16 protein-coding genes and 1 other annotated feature are annotated in these 15,488 nt (G+C 55.2%); of the genes, 13 read left to right on the top strand and 3 right to left on the bottom strand.

Features of this window, described 5'->3' with window-relative positions; all coding sequences use genetic code 11:
- Positions 1–72 precede the first annotated feature (72 nt).
- Positions 73–1,074 carry a LacI family DNA-binding transcriptional regulator gene (locus EDC14_RS19135; protein WP_132015922.1) on the top strand — a complete coding sequence of 334 codons (1,002 nt, stop codon included), beginning with the start codon at positions 73–75 and terminating at the stop codon, positions 1,072–1,074.
- A gap of 329 nt (positions 1,075–1,403) precedes the next feature.
- On the top strand, positions 1,404–1,598 hold the full coding sequence (locus EDC14_RS19140) for a hypothetical protein (protein WP_132015923.1): 195 nt from the start codon (positions 1,404–1,406) through the stop codon (positions 1,596–1,598).
- A gap of 100 nt (positions 1,599–1,698) precedes the next feature.
- Here EDC14_RS19140 and ku read toward each other — a convergent pair whose 3' ends face one another.
- Positions 1,699–2,523: a non-homologous end joining protein Ku gene (gene ku, locus EDC14_RS19145; protein WP_132015924.1), complete on the bottom strand. Its 825-nt coding sequence runs from the start codon at positions 2,521–2,523 to the stop codon at positions 1,699–1,701.
- A gap of 436 nt (positions 2,524–2,959) precedes the next feature.
- Between ku and EDC14_RS19150 the strand changes: the two genes are divergently transcribed.
- The 7 genes from EDC14_RS19150 (at position 2,960) to EDC14_RS19180 (ending at position 7,353) form a co-directional block, all read left to right on the top strand.
- Positions 2,960–3,214 (top strand): hypothetical protein, encoded by a 255-nt coding sequence (locus EDC14_RS19150; protein ID WP_132015925.1) that lies wholly within the window; start codon positions 2,960–2,962, stop codon positions 3,212–3,214.
- Positions 3,215–3,376: 162 nt separating this feature from the next.
- Positions 3,377–3,796 carry a type II toxin-antitoxin system VapC family toxin gene (locus EDC14_RS19155; protein ID WP_279388783.1) on the top strand — a complete coding sequence of 140 codons (420 nt, stop codon included), beginning with the start codon at positions 3,377–3,379 and terminating at the stop codon, positions 3,794–3,796.
- A gap of 71 nt (positions 3,797–3,867) precedes the next feature.
- Positions 3,868–4,128, top strand: a complete 261-nt coding sequence (locus EDC14_RS19160; protein ID WP_132015927.1) for a GNAT family N-acetyltransferase — start codon at positions 3,868–3,870, stop codon at positions 4,126–4,128.
- An 88-nt stretch (positions 4,129–4,216) separates the two neighbouring features.
- Positions 4,217–5,398, top strand: coding sequence for a protein-L-isoaspartate O-methyltransferase family protein (locus EDC14_RS19165; protein ID WP_165908140.1), 1,182 nt, complete (start codon positions 4,217–4,219; stop codon positions 5,396–5,398).
- Between the two features lie 38 nt (positions 5,399–5,436).
- Entirely contained in the window at positions 5,437–6,078 is a 642-nt protein-coding gene (locus EDC14_RS19170) for a class I SAM-dependent methyltransferase (RefSeq protein WP_132015929.1), read from the top strand.
- Positions 6,079–6,155: 77 nt separating this feature from the next.
- Positions 6,156–6,665 carry a lysozyme inhibitor LprI family protein gene (locus EDC14_RS19175; RefSeq protein ID WP_132015930.1) on the top strand — a complete coding sequence of 170 codons (510 nt, stop codon included), beginning with the start codon at positions 6,156–6,158 and terminating at the stop codon, positions 6,663–6,665.
- A 472-nt stretch (positions 6,666–7,137) separates the two neighbouring features.
- Positions 7,138–7,353, top strand: a complete 216-nt coding sequence (locus tag EDC14_RS19180; protein WP_132015931.1) for a hypothetical protein — start codon at positions 7,138–7,140, stop codon at positions 7,351–7,353.
- Positions 7,354–8,387: 1,034 nt separating this feature from the next.
- Here EDC14_RS19180 and EDC14_RS19185 read toward each other — a convergent pair.
- Positions 8,388–8,795, bottom strand: a complete 408-nt coding sequence (locus EDC14_RS19185; protein ID WP_132015932.1) for a VOC family protein — start codon at positions 8,793–8,795, stop codon at positions 8,388–8,390.
- A 502-nt stretch (positions 8,796–9,297) separates the two neighbouring features.
- Here EDC14_RS19185 and mntA point away from each other — a divergent pair.
- Complete coding sequence (mntA, locus tag EDC14_RS19190; RefSeq protein ID WP_165908141.1) at positions 9,298–9,726, top strand: type VII toxin-antitoxin system MntA family adenylyltransferase antitoxin; 429 nt, start codon at positions 9,298–9,300, stop codon at positions 9,724–9,726.
- 465 nt (positions 9,727–10,191) lie between these two features.
- Positions 10,192–10,426: a binding site (T-box leader), on the top strand.
- A gap of 75 nt (positions 10,427–10,501) precedes the next feature.
- Positions 10,502–13,654 carry an isoleucine--tRNA ligase gene (gene ileS, locus EDC14_RS19195; protein ID WP_132015934.1) on the top strand — a complete coding sequence of 1,051 codons (3,153 nt, stop codon included), beginning with the start codon at positions 10,502–10,504 and terminating at the stop codon, positions 13,652–13,654.
- Between the two features lie 152 nt (positions 13,655–13,806).
- On the opposite strand, the gene speD is transcribed toward ileS, so the two are convergent.
- On the bottom strand, positions 13,807–14,187 hold the full coding sequence (speD, locus tag EDC14_RS19200) for an adenosylmethionine decarboxylase (protein ID WP_132015935.1): 381 nt from the start codon (positions 14,185–14,187) through the stop codon (positions 13,807–13,809).
- 133 nt (positions 14,188–14,320) lie between these two features.
- Between speD and EDC14_RS19205 the strand changes: the two genes are divergently transcribed.
- Together EDC14_RS19205 and EDC14_RS19210 are read left to right on the top strand one after the other, a co-directional pair.
- Complete coding sequence (locus EDC14_RS19205; RefSeq protein WP_132015936.1) at positions 14,321–14,650, top strand: hypothetical protein; 330 nt, start codon at positions 14,321–14,323, stop codon at positions 14,648–14,650.
- An 80-nt stretch (positions 14,651–14,730) separates the two neighbouring features.
- A complete protein-coding gene (locus EDC14_RS19210; protein WP_165908142.1) occupies positions 14,731–15,456 on the top strand; it encodes an N-acetylmuramoyl-L-alanine amidase in 726 nt (241 codons plus the stop codon).
- Positions 15,457–15,488 lie beyond the last annotated feature (32 nt).

Raw genomic sequence — 15,488 nt, forward strand, 5'->3', positions numbered from 1 at the left:
CCATTTTTTCGGTATCACGTTTCCCAAGAAAATGTTATAATTGAAGGAAAATGTTTTGGGTGTAATAAAGCCATGAAAATGCAAGATGTCGCCAAGTTGGCCGGGGTTTCCACCGCCACCATCTCCCGGGTGCTCAACCAGCCGGAGATGGTCCGGGAGGAGACCCGGCGCAGAGTCCAGCAGGTGTTGGAGCAGACCCAGTATGTGGCCAACGCTTTCGCCCGGGGCCTGGTGGTCAGCTCGATGAAGACCATCGGGATATTGACCAATGATATCACCAGCGCTTATGTGGCCGGAATGTTCCATACCATCGAGCGCCGCTTTACCGAGCTAGGCTATAATGTGATCCTGGCCAATACCGGCATGGAGCTTGAGAACAAAAAGAAAAGCCTGCGGATGATCCTGGAACGGCAGGTCGACGCGGTGATCCTGATCGGTTCGATGTATAAGGAGCGGAAGAGCAACGCTCACATCTTTCAGGCCGCCGCCAAAGTCCCGGTCCTGATTATCAACAACTATATCCAGGCCGCCAATGTCTATTCGATCACTTGCGACGATGCCTGCGGCATCCGCCAGGCCGTCCAATACCTGGCGGATCTGGGGCACCGCCATATCTACTATTTCATCGACTCGCGCACTCCGAGCGCATTGGCGAAGCTGAAAGGGTTTCAGCAAGGAATGGCCGCCAACGGGCTCGACCCGGGGAACGTCCTCCCCATCGCCTGCAGCCTGGAAGGGGCCGCGGCCGGCCTGCGGGAGCTGATCGCCAAGAATCCCCGGGTCACGGCGGTGGTCTGCGGCGAGGACATCGTGGGCATCGGGGTGATGAAAGGCTGCATTCAAATGAAGCTCCGCGTCCCCGAGGACATCTCGGTGATCGGTTATAACAATACGATCCTGGCGGAGGCGGCCACGCCCTCGCTCACCACGGTGGACAATGATCTGCTGCATACCGGCCTGGAGGCCGTCCATAAACTCTACGATGTTTTCCAGGGCAAACCGGTCGCCAAAAAGACCGCGATTACCCCGACCCTGGTGATCCGGGAGAGCACCGGGCCGGTCCCGGAACGTTAAAATCCGGCGTTTTTTCCTTCCCCGACCGGGCCACTCCGGCGGTTAACGGGTGAAGCGCCGTTCGGCAGGTTCATTTTTTCACATGGATGTTTTGAAAAATCGTCTCATCAGGCGATTTTTTTTTGCCGCAAACCGCCGCAAAATTTCCCGATCCGGCCCGCCAAACCCCGGAAACCGCAACAACGGACCTTGCAGCGCCTCCTTTTGATCGAAAAGCGCTCTTTTTTCCTTCCATTCGAGCTTTTGCCCGGAAAGTCCAGGAAAATTTTTGAAGGAAACCCAGCAAGTGTAGAGAACAACTGAGTATGTCAACATTTCAGGAGGTAGAAATGGTAAAACGGATAAAAATCCAGGGTCAGCTGGCATTGGAACTCGATCTGGTCTACTTTAACCGGGTGCAAGATTTCGAGGAGACCATGAGCTGTTACGAAGAGTCGGCCCGCTATTTCCTGAGCGGGGCCGACCCGTTGCCGAATCCGCCGGCCGCTCCGGAACGGTGCGTGCACAAACCCGAAGTGGCATGAATACGGCATTTTGTTAAAGCATTGACGGGTTGGAGTGAAAAGCGCGAACAAAGCCGTTTACGCTTTCGCAAAATGCTATAGAGCGCGGCCCTCCGGCGGCTCAGCCAGTCTTGGAGCGGCCGCGGCGTTTGGCCGCTTTGGGCCGGTCCGGCTGGGCCTTTTCAGTCGCCGCCAGACTGGCCCGGAGCGCTTCCATCAGGTCGATAATCTTGCCGGTCTCCGCCGCCGGAGCTTGCGCGACTTCGCCGCCGGCGATCTTGGTCTGGATCAATTGCATCAGATTTTCGCGATAATTGTTGGTGTACTTGGCCGCGTCGAAATGGCCCGAGAGATTGGCGATGAGGTTGTTGGCCATGGCGATTTCGTTCTCGTGCAGATCCGGCTCGGTCTGGACGCCGCTCAGTCCGGCGGTGGAACGGATCTCGTCGGGGTAAAAGATGAGCGCCATCAACAGCACGTTCTGATAGACCCGCAGCACGGCCAGGGTTTCCTTGGTGCGGATAGTCACCTTGGCCACGGCGATCTTGCCGGTCTCCTCCATGGCCCGTTTCAGCAAAGCGTAGGCCTTTTCCCCGCCCGGGTTGGGCTCCAGGTAGTAGCTCTTCTCGAAATAGATGGGATCGATCTCCGTCAGATCCACGAAGTCCAGGATATCGATGGTCTTGCTCTTCTCGTCGGGCAGCCGGTCGAAATCCTCTTCCTTCAAGACCACATACTGGCCTTTCTGATATTCGTAACCCCAGACGATCTCCTCGTTGGGAACCGTCGCGTTGCAAGTGGGACAGCGCCGTTCATACTTGATGGGCGTGCCGCATTTTTCATGCAGATAATGAAATTTGATCTCTTTCTTCTCGGTGGCCGTATACAGCTTGATGGGCACATTCACCAGTCCGAAGCTGATGGCGCCTTTCCAAAGGGTCCGCAAAATCCATCACCTCACTGCATAGACTGCCCGGAAGCGGAGAATTCTACCCCGGAGGATGCGATAGCAGGATCCAAAGCCGGCCCGCGAAAGCTGAAAAATCCCCCAATCATGGCGGGCGGCGGCGTTGACAAAGAAGGAGCGAGGTCCGATGATTCGAATATTCGTGGAATATATGATGGGTTTTAAAGGAAAAAGGCCGAAGGTGTGGAAAATGATGAGAATCGGTACGGGCTGGGAGTGACGTTTTCAAAGAATACGTTCCCCGGAGAAGTGAGTTGCGGAAAAGTCGGACTCTTTCCATCATTTTGGAATGGTCCTTCCGTCTGCTATGGATCGATTCTGGAAAATGGTATAATAAAACAGGATTGTGCGGTGCAAATCAGTTAATCGCATTTGCGTTTTGAGAGCTTCATGGACCAGGAATGGGGGGCTACGGTTGGAAAAACAGAGATTATGCTCGGTCATCAACCATCATTACCAAACTGAGATTCCGCAGGAAATTGCGGCAAAGATCGAGGCTAAAATCGGCGATGAGCTGATCTGGGACTATGATGAAACCAGCGCCACCATATTTATCATTAAAAAGCCGCAATCATTCACCCGAGAGCTGGAGGGGCTTGGGAAAGAAATATGGGAAAAGCATGACGCCACTTCTTATATTCGGGAAGAAAGAACGTCATGGGAAGACTAATTGAGATAATCCCCGTTCATGCGAGAGTATTAAAAGCCATGTGATAAAGTCCTCAAATTCGGAAATCACTCTTTCAAAGGATAAAAATCGACTTTATCACTTGCTTCTCTGAGCTTTTGTGTTCACCCCGACCTTCGGACGGGGTTTATCACAACGCTTTTAATTGACACCAATTGCTTCATTTATCATATTGAACAAAATCCCAGATATATCGGGGGAACGCGGGAATTATTCAACGCAGTCGAACATGGCCGAAATTTTGGAATAACATCGGTTTTAGTTCTTACCGAAGTTTTAACCCATACGTTTCGTCAAGGAAACGAGGTTCTAGCAGGAAAATACCGATTGTTACTCAAAAGATTCCCCAATCTCACCCTCGTGGAAGTAGGAGATCGGGTTGCCGAATTGAGCGCTAAAATCCGGGCCGAATATGGATTGAAAGTTCCGGATGCCATCTTTGTGGCGACCGGGATTCTCAATCAAGCTGATTTTTTTGTCACCAACGATAAACAATTGAAAATTGTAAATAAGCCTAAGGTATTGATATTAGAGGATATTCTCATAGGATCCGGCCAATCGTAGAACAATGAAGAATAAGCATAGTCAAGGTATCACGCAGCTAAGACGGATGGAATGGCCGCGCCGGATATGCCCTGGGGAGGATCTTCGAGGAAGACCGGACCGCTGATAATGGCGGCGGCAGAATGGGATTGTGCGATGAATTGTACCTCAATGAGCGGGCCAGGGGCTTGGGCATCGGCAAAAGACTCCTCGACGAAGTGCTCCGCTGGATGAAGGAGCGGGGGATCGCCAGAGTCAAGCTGCACGCCTACTCCTGGAACCGCCGTGCCCAAAAAATCTATGAGATGTGCGGCTTCGAAGAATATGCCGTGTCCTACGAGAAGTTTATCTGAGGCTGACGGGAACCTCGGAACCGGCCTTTTAGCGGGATTCACAGGTTCAATCGGGCTGCTCGGGCGAGGGTAAGGAATGGTGGGAACCATGGCGAATTACCATAAATACCAGAACGAGCTGCTGGAAGTGGCCAGACGCGTACCGTACCGTCAGTTTCCGCTGCGGGAAGCGACGGAACGGGCTTTCCTTGCCTGCCCGCGCCACCGCTTCGTCCAGCGTTACCGGCTCGGTCCCGGCGCCTGGGTGGAGATCACCCCGGAGAATCTGGCGGAGCATCTCCCGCTGCTTTACCGGGACGTCCCCTTGGCGTTGCAGGAAGACCGGAACGGCAGGGTGCTCTCCACCATCTCCCAGCCGTCGTTCGTCCTCTACATGCTGGACCTGTTGCGGCTGGAGCAAGGCCAGCGGGTCTTCGAAGTGGGGGCGGGAAGCGGCTGGAACGCGGCGCTCATGGGTTATCTGGTGGGCGAAACGGGCCATGTCTACAGCGCGGAAATCCTCCCCGAAGCGGCGCAACAGGCGCAGTCCAATCTCCGGCAATTGCAGGTCCGCAATGTCACCATCATCGCCGGGGACGGCGGTCCCGGCCTGGAGCGTGAGGCGCCTTTCGACCGGGTGATCTTTACGGCGGGAGGCTTTGATCTGCCCCGTTCCCTGTACCGGCAGGTGAAAGACGATGGCCTCGTCTTATTCCCGCTCAAGGTGAAAGGGGCGGGGGATATTCTTTACCTTCTGAAAAAGGCGGCGGACCATTTTACGGCGCTTCAAGCCATCGATTCGCAGTTTGTGCCCTTGACCGGCAAGCACCGGGCTCCGGAAACGGAGGGGGTTTTCCTTGAAGAACTGCCGGAATGGGAGAGCCTGAAGACGCGCTTCGTCTCGGACTCCCCCTTGCCGTGGGAAGCGGACATCCGCCTTGGGGCGAGTGTCATGAGCAAGACCCTTGCGCTCCGCTTCTTCCTGAGTCTGCGGGAACCGGATTTTTTCATTCTGAAATTGGGAAGCGATGCGGACGAAGCCAATGCCTTCGGCCTTCGCGCCGGGGACTCTTTGGCGATCTGCAGGGACGGCCGGGTCGTCGCCTATGGGAACGACGCAGCGAGGGAGCGGCTGTTTCAGGCGGTCCGGGAGTGGGTGGAGCGCGGCCGGCCCGCTCCGGCGGAATTCCGGCTCCAAATCTATCCGGCCGACAGCGTTCTCCCCTGTCCGGCCGGAGCGGACCAGTGGCTCGTCAAGCGGGCGGAATCGCAATTCCTGTGGACGCTCTGACCCGGCGGCGCAAGAAATGTCAAGGAGGGCTTATTGCCATGGCGAATGAAGCGGAACGGCCGAATGACTGGGACCGGATATTTGCGGACCAGGGCGCGGCCAAACCCCAATATGACACTTGGCTGGACGCATACCGGGATTATCTGGACGAATCCAAAGCGATCCCCGTCATCGATCTCGGTTGCGGTTCCGGCAACGATACCCTGTACCTGGCGGAACGGGGATACCCGGTGATCTCCTGCGATTACTCGTCTGAAGCCTTGCGGCGCTTGCAGTTTTTTATCCCAAAACCGGATACCCGGCATTTTAATATGTTGGACGGACTGCCTTTCGCGGATGACGCCGCCCAAGTGCTCATCGCCGATCTGTCGCTTCATTATTTCAGTTGGCTGGAGACCGGACGGGTCGTCCGGGAGATCGGCCGGGTATTAAAGCGGGGCGGTTATCTGCTTTGCCGGGTCAATTCGGTGCGGGACCGGAATCACGGCGCGGGCCAGGGGGAGCGGATCGAGGAGCATTTTTATCAGGTTCACGGCACGCGGAAACGATTCTTCGACCAGCGGGACCTGTTAAGGCTCTTCGACGGTTGGGAGGTTCTCGCCCTGAAAGAATACGAGATGCACCGGTACCAGGCGCCGAAGCTGCTCTGGGAAATCGCGTTGCGGAATACCAAAGCGTGAGTGCCCCGGAGCCCGGCGGCTGCGAGTCATCCCGGCGGAAGGCCCGGTGCGGGGAATATGGCGCGAAGGAGAAGCGGATGCGGAAGACAATTTTGATAGGAGTGGTCCTGCTCCTGGGACTGGCCCTCCTGGCCAACGCCGGATACGGCTACGACATGAGCGGTGAGTTTCAGAGAATGATCGGGTCCAACCCGCTTGACGCCGCGTACGACCGCGAGAGCAAAGCGGTTTCGAATGGCAAGGATTGGGGAACCCAAACATGGGTCGAGCTCGAAACCAAATATGCGAAACTGTGGGATGGCGAATTGAACGCGATTTACCGGAAACTGCTGGCGGTTTTATCCCCCGGGGAACAGGCGAAGCTCAGAACCGCGCAACGAGGCTGGCTGCAATACCACCGGAACGAAGCGGAGTTTGTCGCGGCAACCTTGCTCGCTACTCGAAAAGACGGGCCGATCCTGGGCAGTCAAGGCCGGGTCGACAGCATCCTCGCTTACAAGAACCGGATCCGCTCCCGCACCCTGGAGCTCATGGAATACTTTTATTTGCTTCGGGGCGAGGTCCGGTTCGTCTACCGGGAACCATAGCCCCGGTTAAGCCTTGAAAAACAGTCCGGCTCCGTTCATCACCGAGACATAGCGCCGCTCTCCACGAGCGCGACCCTTCCGGAAAAGCCCCGCTCGATCGGGGGCGAACCCCACCGTTCACCGTAATCCGGCCGTTCCCCAACCCAAAATACTACACCGCCGGGCATGATCAGCATCCCGGCGGTGGCGTCCGGAACGATCCCCACCAAAGGCCGATGCCTTTTCCCATCCGGAATTGCAGAGTTCCCTCATCTCACAGATCTTTTCAAATAAATCGCTCTGAAGCCGGAGCAAATTGCCGCTGAACGCGACTTGGTGGTCCCGGACGATGCAAATGGGGGAGGAAGCCCTCCGTGATCCTTAGGCAATGTCCCGATTCTTTTGGCTTTGAATACGAAAAAAGGCGAAATCCAATGCATTTCCAATAGAAGTTCACGATGGATCGGAAAAAAGCTGGAGGATTGCATGGGAAATGACAGCGGCGGAAAAACAATTTGTCGAAGCGCTGCGGGAACTGTTCGATAGGGAACAATGTCCTTTCGGGTCCCTGGCGCATTTTTCGGACGTGCAAGTCTTATCGTTTGCCCGGAGGCTGTCTTTTTTTGATTACCCGGGCACAATGAACGCCGAACAGTATGCGCTGGAGATCGAGAAGGCCCTCGGCTTGACGGAGCTGGATTTTAACTGAGCTGGGGCGAGGCTTTTCTTTTCATCAGCGGCGACTGCGCGGAGCAGGCGTTTTATGCCCCAAAAAGAAACCGTGAAGTCACTTTCTCACTTCACGGCGTCTCCGCTCCTGGTTCAGCCGGATCATGTACATGGCCAACCGATCGAGTTTAGCACCGTTTTATGGATAAGCCACCCACCCCAACAAAGTTGGGACAAACGAAAGGATGAAAAATGCCTAAGTGCGACCCCTTGCCCCTTAAAGGGGAAACCACAAGGCTTCGAAGCGATTTTTCTAAGTAGTCCCCCACCCCAGTATAGCTGGGGCAATCGCAAGGATGAAAATAAGCCATTTTTATACTCCCGCAGAGGCGCAAAGGCGCAGAGTTTTTAATATAATAATCCCCTCAATCATTACTATTCGTACTTTCTCTGCGTCTCCGCGTCTTGGCGGGAAGAATATTCTTTTAGATTTTTTTTCCCTGTTGATACATGATTTATTTTCTAGAGTAGGGATCGGGTTGAGGAGCTGAAAGAGCTCATTTTGCGAGTGACGGATCTCTTTTGGTGACTGAAAGAGCTTGCTCAGTCGTCCAGCGAGCTCTTTTTGTGGAAAAAGAGTTCTCTCAATCGCCCAGCAAGCTCTTTTTGTGAATAAACAAGCTTGTTTTGTGAATAAGAGAGCTCGCTCAGTCGTTCAGTAAGCTTGTTTTGTGGATAAGCGAGCTCTTTTTGTGAATAAATGAGCTCTTTTTCGCGAGAATGAGCTCGCTCGGTCGTCGAGTAAGCTCATTTTGTGGATAAGCGAGCTCTTTTTGTGAATAAGTAAGCTATTTCCGTGGATAAACGGTTCCGTTGAATGGGGTTAATGAATTTTGGCTGTGGATAAGTCGGGAAAGTGCAGATCCATGCAACGAAAACTTGATGGTTCAGGGAGAGCTGGCGGGAATTCGGCATTACCGGTCAACGGTAAACGGGCGGCGCAACGTGGCCCATGCAAACGGCCGGCGTCCCCCGACGCCGGCCGTTTGGTTTCGAGAGAAACGGATTAACCGCTCAGCTTTTGCTCTGAAGCGAATTCGGATCCATCTGCATAAACTCGATCCGGTTGTCATCCGGGTCGCGGACCCAACATTGATAGTTGCCGTCCTTGCCCTGCTTGGGCTCGACATCCAGGGTCAAGCCTTTGGCGCGGAGCCGGTCGGCGATGGCGTGAATGTCATCCACTTCCAGGCAGAGATGGGAATAGGTCAATCCAGGCGCGTTGCCCCTGGATAACGCTTCCTTGGCGTAGAATAACTCAATGAACTGGCCCTGGCGGATCTTAATATACTCGATCCACGGATTGCCATGGTCATCCCGGATTTCAAACACCTTTTGAAAACCCAGCACGTCACAGTAAAACTGGAGCGATTTCGACATGTCCGTTACATTAAAAGCTACGTGCGCGATTCCTTTAATCATCAGCGAGCCTCCATTTGATGGAATTGTTATTCTTAGTTTACCACGAAACGGTACGGTGAACCAATAGCCTGGTATGACCGGTTAATTCATTTTTGTTACGCCGAGTCCCTCAGCTGTGGCGGGGACAAAGGGATCCGGATGCAGACGGAGGTGCCGAACCCCGCTTGCTCCGGATCTGCAGGCTGCAGTCCTCACCGTAGGTCAGCTTCAACCGTTTGTTGGTATTGGACGGGACGGTTATCGGGAGTATTGGAGCGACGCTCTGACTCCGGCAGTAAGCGCCGGAGTTGCTTATGAGAAAAAACCCCGCGTAAGGACTGCCAGAAAGCCAATGGCCGGGCTGCCGACGCCGCCATTGCAACCGGATTCCAAATGGTTTAGAATGGAAGTATGTTGGCACGGCGTTGAATAACCTGGTTTGATGACAGGTTGAGGTTGGGAAAGTTCATACGATAAATCGCTAAATCGATCGGTTTGGAGCGGATGGTAGCGGATGATGAAGATGGAACGAGTAGCAGTAGACCGGGAACATTTGCTGGCGGAACTAACCGCATATTATCAACCCCAAGCCAAGGTGCGCTTCGGTTATTTGTTCGGTTCCTACGCCGCAGCGCGGAACGGCCCGGGCAGTGACATCGATATCGGAGTCTACCTGAGCGACGCTGACCCGGAATCCATGCTTAAATATAAGATCGCCGAAATCGCACAGCTTCAGGAGCGATTTAAACGAACCGTCGATCTGGTGCTCATCAACCAAGCCCCGCCGTTATTGCGGCACGAAATTTTCAAGCGCGGCATCCTGTTTAAAGATGGGGACCGGCCGTTCTTGGTGGAGTACCGGACCGCCAGTTTCTATCAATATCTGGATCAGACCTATATCATCAACCGCTATTTTGAAATGAATAAAGCAAGGCTCCTGGAGGATAACTAAAAGCCATGTGATAAAGTCCTCAAATTCGGAAATCATCCTTTCAATGGACTAAAAAACGACTTTATCACTTGCTTTTCTGAGCTTTTGTGTTCACCCTGGCCTTCGGACAGGGTTTATCACAACGCTTCTAAATGGTAAGCCTGAGCATTCTTTGAAGCGTGTCGGCCGGGCGTCCGCCGTCCGAACGACGTGGTTTTGGCCCGTGAGGCGGGATTCTCCGACGCGGACTCGTCAAAGTCAAAAATAAAACGAAAGTGAGTTTTACGATTTATTACTCCCGCAGAGGCGCAAAGGCGCAGAGTTTAGTCGCATAAAATCAACAACCCTTTCTCATTTTTCTCAGCGTCTCAGCGGAGAATGAATGGATGGGACTTTGACGTACCCCTGGATTCTCCGACGACGGAAGTTGACGGGCGCCGAAATATATATTATACTTAGAATGTTTTAGCATGATTTTCATGACTTGCAAAGGCGTTGAAGGAGAAGAGTACTGTTTCAGACGGAAGCTGCAGAGAGCCGGGGTAGGTGAGAGCCGGCGCTGGACCGGGAAACGGGAAGATCGCTCCGGAGCCGCGTTCCGAAAGGTAGCTTTTAGAACCGTGTAGGAATGGCCGGGATGCCGCCGTTAACGGCAATGAGCGGAAGAGCGTTTGACTCTTCAAGCTGGGTGGTACCACGGGTAAAGTGACTCGTCCCTATTGACAGGGGCGGGTTTTTTATTTGTACCCTATGGTTTGCGCGTTATTGAAGCAAAAGGATTGAAAGGAGTAATCCGATGGGCAAGTTTTGGGACGTTGAGACCAAAGTTCCCGTGAACCAACGGGAAGAAACGATGTTGCAAAAATGGCAAGCGGAAAAGATCATCGAACGGAGCGTGAGCGAGCGCGAGGGCGCGCCCCGGTTTATTTTCTACGAAGGACCGCCGACCGCCAACGGCAAACCCGGCATTCACCATGTTTTGGCCCGGACCCTGAAGGATACGGTCTGCCGTTATCAGACCATGCAAGGGTATCAAGTGAACCGCAAAGCCGGCTGGGATACCCACGGCCTTCCGGTCGAGCTGGAAGTCGAGAAGCAGTTGGGCTTCTCCTCCAAACAACAGATCGAGGCTTACGGCATCGAAGGCTTCAACACCAAATGCCGCGAGTCCGTCTTCACCTACGAGCGGGAATGGCGCCGGATGACCGAGCGGATCGGTTACTGGATCGACATGGACCATCCCTATATCACGCTCGATAACAACTATATCGAGTCGGTCTGGTGGATCCTCAAACGCTTCTTCGATGAAGGAATGATCTACGAGGGCCACAAGATCATGCCTTACTGCCCGCGCTGCGGAACGCCGCTGGCCTCCCACGAGGTCTCGCTGGGCTATAAGGACGAGACCATCGATTCGATTTATATCCGGATGAAAGCCGCCGACCGGCCGGACGAATACTTCCTGGTCTGGACCACCACGCCCTGGACCTTGCCGTCCAACGTGGCCCTGGCGGTCAATCCCGAATTCACCTATGTCCGGGCCCGCCGCCCCGAGGACGAGGCCGTCTATATCCTGGTCCGGGAGCGGGTCGAGGCCGTCCTGGGCAAAGAAGCGGAGATCCTGGAGGAATTCAAAGGCGAGGCGCTCTTGGGCCGGGCGTACGAACAGTTTTTGCCGTTCATCCGGACTGATTCCGCGACCGCTTTCAAAGTTTATGGCGCCGATTTTGTCTCCACCGAGGATGGCACGGGCATTGTCCATATCGCTCCGGCCTTCGGCGAGGACGACTATCAGTTGGGCAAGAAATATGATCTGCCGGTGCTCCAGCCCGTCGACAAAGAGGGCAAATTCACGGCCGTCATCACGCCGTGGGCCGGACGGTTCGTCCGGGAGGCCGATAAGGACATTACCCGCTACCTGAAGGCCGAGGGGAAACTCTTCTCCAAAGAGCGGCTGACACACTCGTACCCCTATTGCTGGCGCTGCGACACCTCGCTGCTTTATTACGCGCGGAAATCGTGGTATATCGCGACCACCAAATATAAAGAGCGGCTGATCGCCGCCAACCAAAAAGTAAACTGGTTCCCGGAGCATGTCGGGAAGGGCCGCTTCGGCAACTGGCTGGAGAACATGATCGACTGGGCGATCTCGCGGGACCGCTACTGGGGGACGCCGCTCAACATCTGGCGCTGCGAAACCTGTAACAAACTGACCAGCGTCGGATCCCGGCAAGAACTGGCCGAACGGGCCATCGAACCGGTCGACCCGGCTGCCATCGAGCTGCACCGGCCCTATATCGACGATGTCCATCTCCGCTGCGAATGCGGCGGCCGGATGACCCGCACCACCGAGGTGATCGACTGCTGGTTCGATTCGGGCTCGATGCCGGTGGCACAGTGGCATTACCCCTTCGAGCACCAGGATGATTTCGACCAGCTGTTCCCGGCGGATTTTATCTGCGAGGGGATCGACCAGACCCGGGGCTGGTTCTATTCGCTGCTGGCGATCGGGGCGTTCCTCTTCGGCGAGCCGCCCTATAAGAACGTGCTCGTCAACGACCTGCTGCTCGACAAGAACGGCCAAAAGATGTCCAAGACGCGCGGCAACGCGGTGGATCCATGGCAGATGCTGGAGAAGTACGGCGCCGACGCCACCCGCTGGTACCTGCTGGCGGTTTCGCCGCCCTGGACGCCGACCCGCTTCGACGAGGACGGCTTGAAGGACGTTTCGGCCAAGTTCTTCGGGACGCTTCAGAATGTCTATTCGTTCTTTACCTTATACGCCAACATTGACGGGGCCGATCCGGCCAGTTACCGGATTCCCGAAGCGGAGCGGCCGGAGATCGACCGCTGGATCCTCTCCAAGCTGAATTCGCTGATTGCGGAAGTCCGGGAGGATATGAAGGAGTACGACCTGACCCGGGTGGTCCGGGCGATCCAGAGCTTCCTCATCGACGAGGTCTCCAACTGGTATGTGCGGCGGACCCGGGACCGTTTCTGGGCGTCGGCGATGGACCGCGATAAGCAGGCGGTTTACCGGACGCTCTGGGAAGTATTGCTGGCGGTGGTCAAATTGATGGCGCCGTTCGCGCCGTTCCTGGCCGACGAGATTTACCGCAATCTGATCCAAGGCGCGCCGGGCGCCAAAGATTCGGTTCACTTGGAGCTGTATCCCGAGGCGAACCTTTCGCTGATCGACAAGACGCTGGAAGAGCATATGGGCTTGGTGATCGATCTGGTCTCGCTGGGCCGGGCCGCCCGGAACAAGGTCCAGATCAAGGTGCGGCAGCCGCTCGCGACGATGCTGGTGGACCGGAAACACCAGTCCGAGTTGACGCCTATGGCGGAGCTGGTCAAGGAAGAGCTGAACCTCAAGACGCTGGAGTTCATCGACGCCCCCGACGCTTATGTGGTCTATACGGTGAAACCCAACTTCCCGGTGTTGGGGCCGAAATACGGCAAGCTGCTCGGAGCCATCGGCGCGGCGCTGGGGAAGAGCGACGCGGCGACGCTCGTCAAGGAGTTGCGCGGTAGCGGAGTGATCAAGCTCGATGCCAACGGTACGGAAGTGATCCTGGGCCAGGAGGATCTGGAAGTGCGGGTCCAGGATCGGGAAGGCTTCGCGGTGGAGATGGATCACGGCCGCTATATCGTGCTCAACTTGCAGTTGGATCAGGCTTTGATCGAGGAAGGCCTGGCCCGGGAGGTCGTTTCCAAAGTGCAAAATATGCGCAAGACTCAAGGACTGGAGATGACCGACCGGATCCGGCTGAGCTTTGTCAGTGACGACGAGGTGGCCGCGGCCATGGAGCATTTCCGGGAGTATGTCATGGCGGAGACGCTGGCCTTGGTGCTCGAGCGGCAGCCGGCGGCGACCGGCAAGTTTGAAAAATGGGATATCAACGGCCATCCGGCGGAGATCCGGGTGGAACGGCAAGCGCAAGCGTAGGAAAGAGGTCATCAAAATTGGGAAAGAGGCCGGTTGGTTCGGCCTCTTTCCGGTGTGTTCGGTAGTTCCATAGCTGATTCTTGAACGCATCCAAAAAAGCGACACCTGGGAATACCAGGTGTCGCTTGATCGTATTTCGGTTCATTGCGAGATTAAGAAGCGTTTACCGCGAACTCTTCATCTGGCAGACCGCGCCGGACCACCATCTGATGGACGGTCTCCGGTTCGAGAGATTCCTTCAGAAACTCGATGGCTTTCTGCGTCATACCGCCGCCGCACGTATACACATCGATCGCGGCGAAACCCCGTTCGGGATAAGTATGAATCGAGATATGACTCTCCGAAAGCAAAAGGAGACCGGTAAATCCTTGCGGTTCAAACTTAAAAGACTCCTCCCCGAGGACTGTCATTTTGGCGCTGCTTGCGGCCTTCCGCAAACAATTCATCAGGAACTCTGCATCATTGAGCTTTTCGAACCGGCAGCCCCAAAAGTCTGCCAGAACGTGAGCACCTACAGTATCAAAAGTTTCCATTCCCCTCAACCCCTTCTTCGAAGTATCTTCTGGTCAGGAAGAATAATTTTGACCCATAAGCACCCTGATTTCCCTTTACCCGATGATGCACTACGGCTCGCCTCGGGATATATGTTAGATCAGGAGTATGAACTTGTGGACTGGAACGAGAATTCTCACGCTCCCCGCTTATTTTACAAACAAACCTATAATAGCAAAAATCGGGGGGGCTGTCAATCATATGACGCAACATTTTCGAGTCGCGCTTCTCAGAATAAATTGGATAATTGACCAGCTAAAATGCTTTAAATTTTTTCGCGCCCGGAACCGCTCCGATCCTTCCGGGCAGAAATCGCAGGAAAACGCGACCTTCGCCCGGGCAGAACGGCACGGTGCGCGCAACGGTCACGCTGCTTTTGGTTCCATTTTCCAGATGAACCGGAGCTTCCCGCCGGATTCCGGTACTGCGGCGCCGGCAGGCTGAATATCTTTGGAACGAGAGGCGCCGCGTTGCGGAGAAGGCTGTGCCGGCGCTTGGGAGAAGGAAAGAAAGGCGGTATGGTATTGGCTCGAAGGCGGCTCTTCGTTCTATGGTTGCGGGGCGATCATCTGTATTGGATGGTAGTGGGTCTCAGTCTTTTGGTGGGGGTGTGGCTATACTCCCAACCGGCGATCTGGACCAACCTGCCTTTATCCGGACTGGTTTCCGGCAAAAAAGTGGCCATCGACGCCGGCCATGGCGGCGACGATCCAGGCGCCCGCTCCCGGGAGGGATTGCTTGAGAAAGAGTTGAATCTGGATATCGCGTTGCGTTTGAAACGTTTCCTGTCACGGGTCAATGTGTATTGCGTGATGATTCGCGAGACCGACTGCGACTTCAGCGAGGGGCCGGAACAGTTGCGCCACCAAAAACGGCAGGACTTGATCAATCGGGTCCGGATGGCCGGGCAAAGCGGCGCGGATATTTACCTGTCGCTGCATGCCAACAGCTTTCCCGAGAGCCGCTACCGGGGCGCCCAAACTTTTTACGGACCGGGTAACCCCGATTCCCGGCGTTTAGCCGAAGCCATCCAGAAGCAACTGGTCGGGCGGCTCGGCCCCAACAACCGGCGGGCCAAACCGGGTAATTTCCGGGTTCTGCAAGACAGCCGGATGCCGGCGGCCATCATTGAAGTGGGTTTCCTTTCCAACCCCGAGGAGGCGGCGCTCCTCGGCCGGCCGGAATATCGCGAACGGGTGGCCGAGGCGATTTGCCAGGGCGTGATCGACTATTTCAGCGGCAGGGGATGAGCATATCCTGATTCCTGATCCAGAATACCAGA

The organism is Hydrogenispora ethanolica (assembly GCF_004340685.1).
In the GTDB taxonomy this organism is placed as follows: domain Bacteria; phylum Bacillota; class UBA4882; order UBA8346; family UBA8346; genus Hydrogenispora; species Hydrogenispora ethanolica.

Bases quoted from the DNA above. Each gene is read 5' to 3' on its own strand.
- EDC14_RS19135 (WP_132015922.1), top strand. From the start codon at position 73: ATGAAAATGCAAGATGTCGCCAAGTTGGCCGGGGTTTCCACCGCCACC.
- EDC14_RS19140 (WP_132015923.1), top strand. From the start codon at position 1,404: ATGGTAAAACGGATAAAAATCCAGGGTCAGCTGGCATTGGAACTCGAT.
- EDC14_RS19165 (WP_165908140.1), top strand. From the start codon at position 4,217: ATGGCGAATTACCATAAATACCAGAACGAGCTGCTGGAAGTGGCCAGA.
- EDC14_RS19170 (WP_132015929.1), top strand. From the start codon at position 5,437: ATGGCGAATGAAGCGGAACGGCCGAATGACTGGGACCGGATATTTGCG.
- EDC14_RS19175 (WP_132015930.1), top strand. From the start codon at position 6,156: ATGCGGAAGACAATTTTGATAGGAGTGGTCCTGCTCCTGGGACTGGCC.
- EDC14_RS19180 (WP_132015931.1), top strand. From the start codon at position 7,138: ATGACAGCGGCGGAAAAACAATTTGTCGAAGCGCTGCGGGAACTGTTC.
- EDC14_RS19185 (WP_132015932.1), bottom strand. From the start codon at position 8,795: ATGATTAAAGGAATCGCGCACGTAGCTTTTAATGTAACGGACATGTCG.
- mntA (WP_165908141.1), top strand. From the start codon at position 9,298: ATGGAACGAGTAGCAGTAGACCGGGAACATTTGCTGGCGGAACTAACC.
- ileS (WP_132015934.1), top strand. From the start codon at position 10,502: ATGGGCAAGTTTTGGGACGTTGAGACCAAAGTTCCCGTGAACCAACGG.
- speD (WP_132015935.1), bottom strand. From the start codon at position 14,187: ATGGAAACTTTTGATACTGTAGGTGCTCACGTTCTGGCAGACTTTTGG.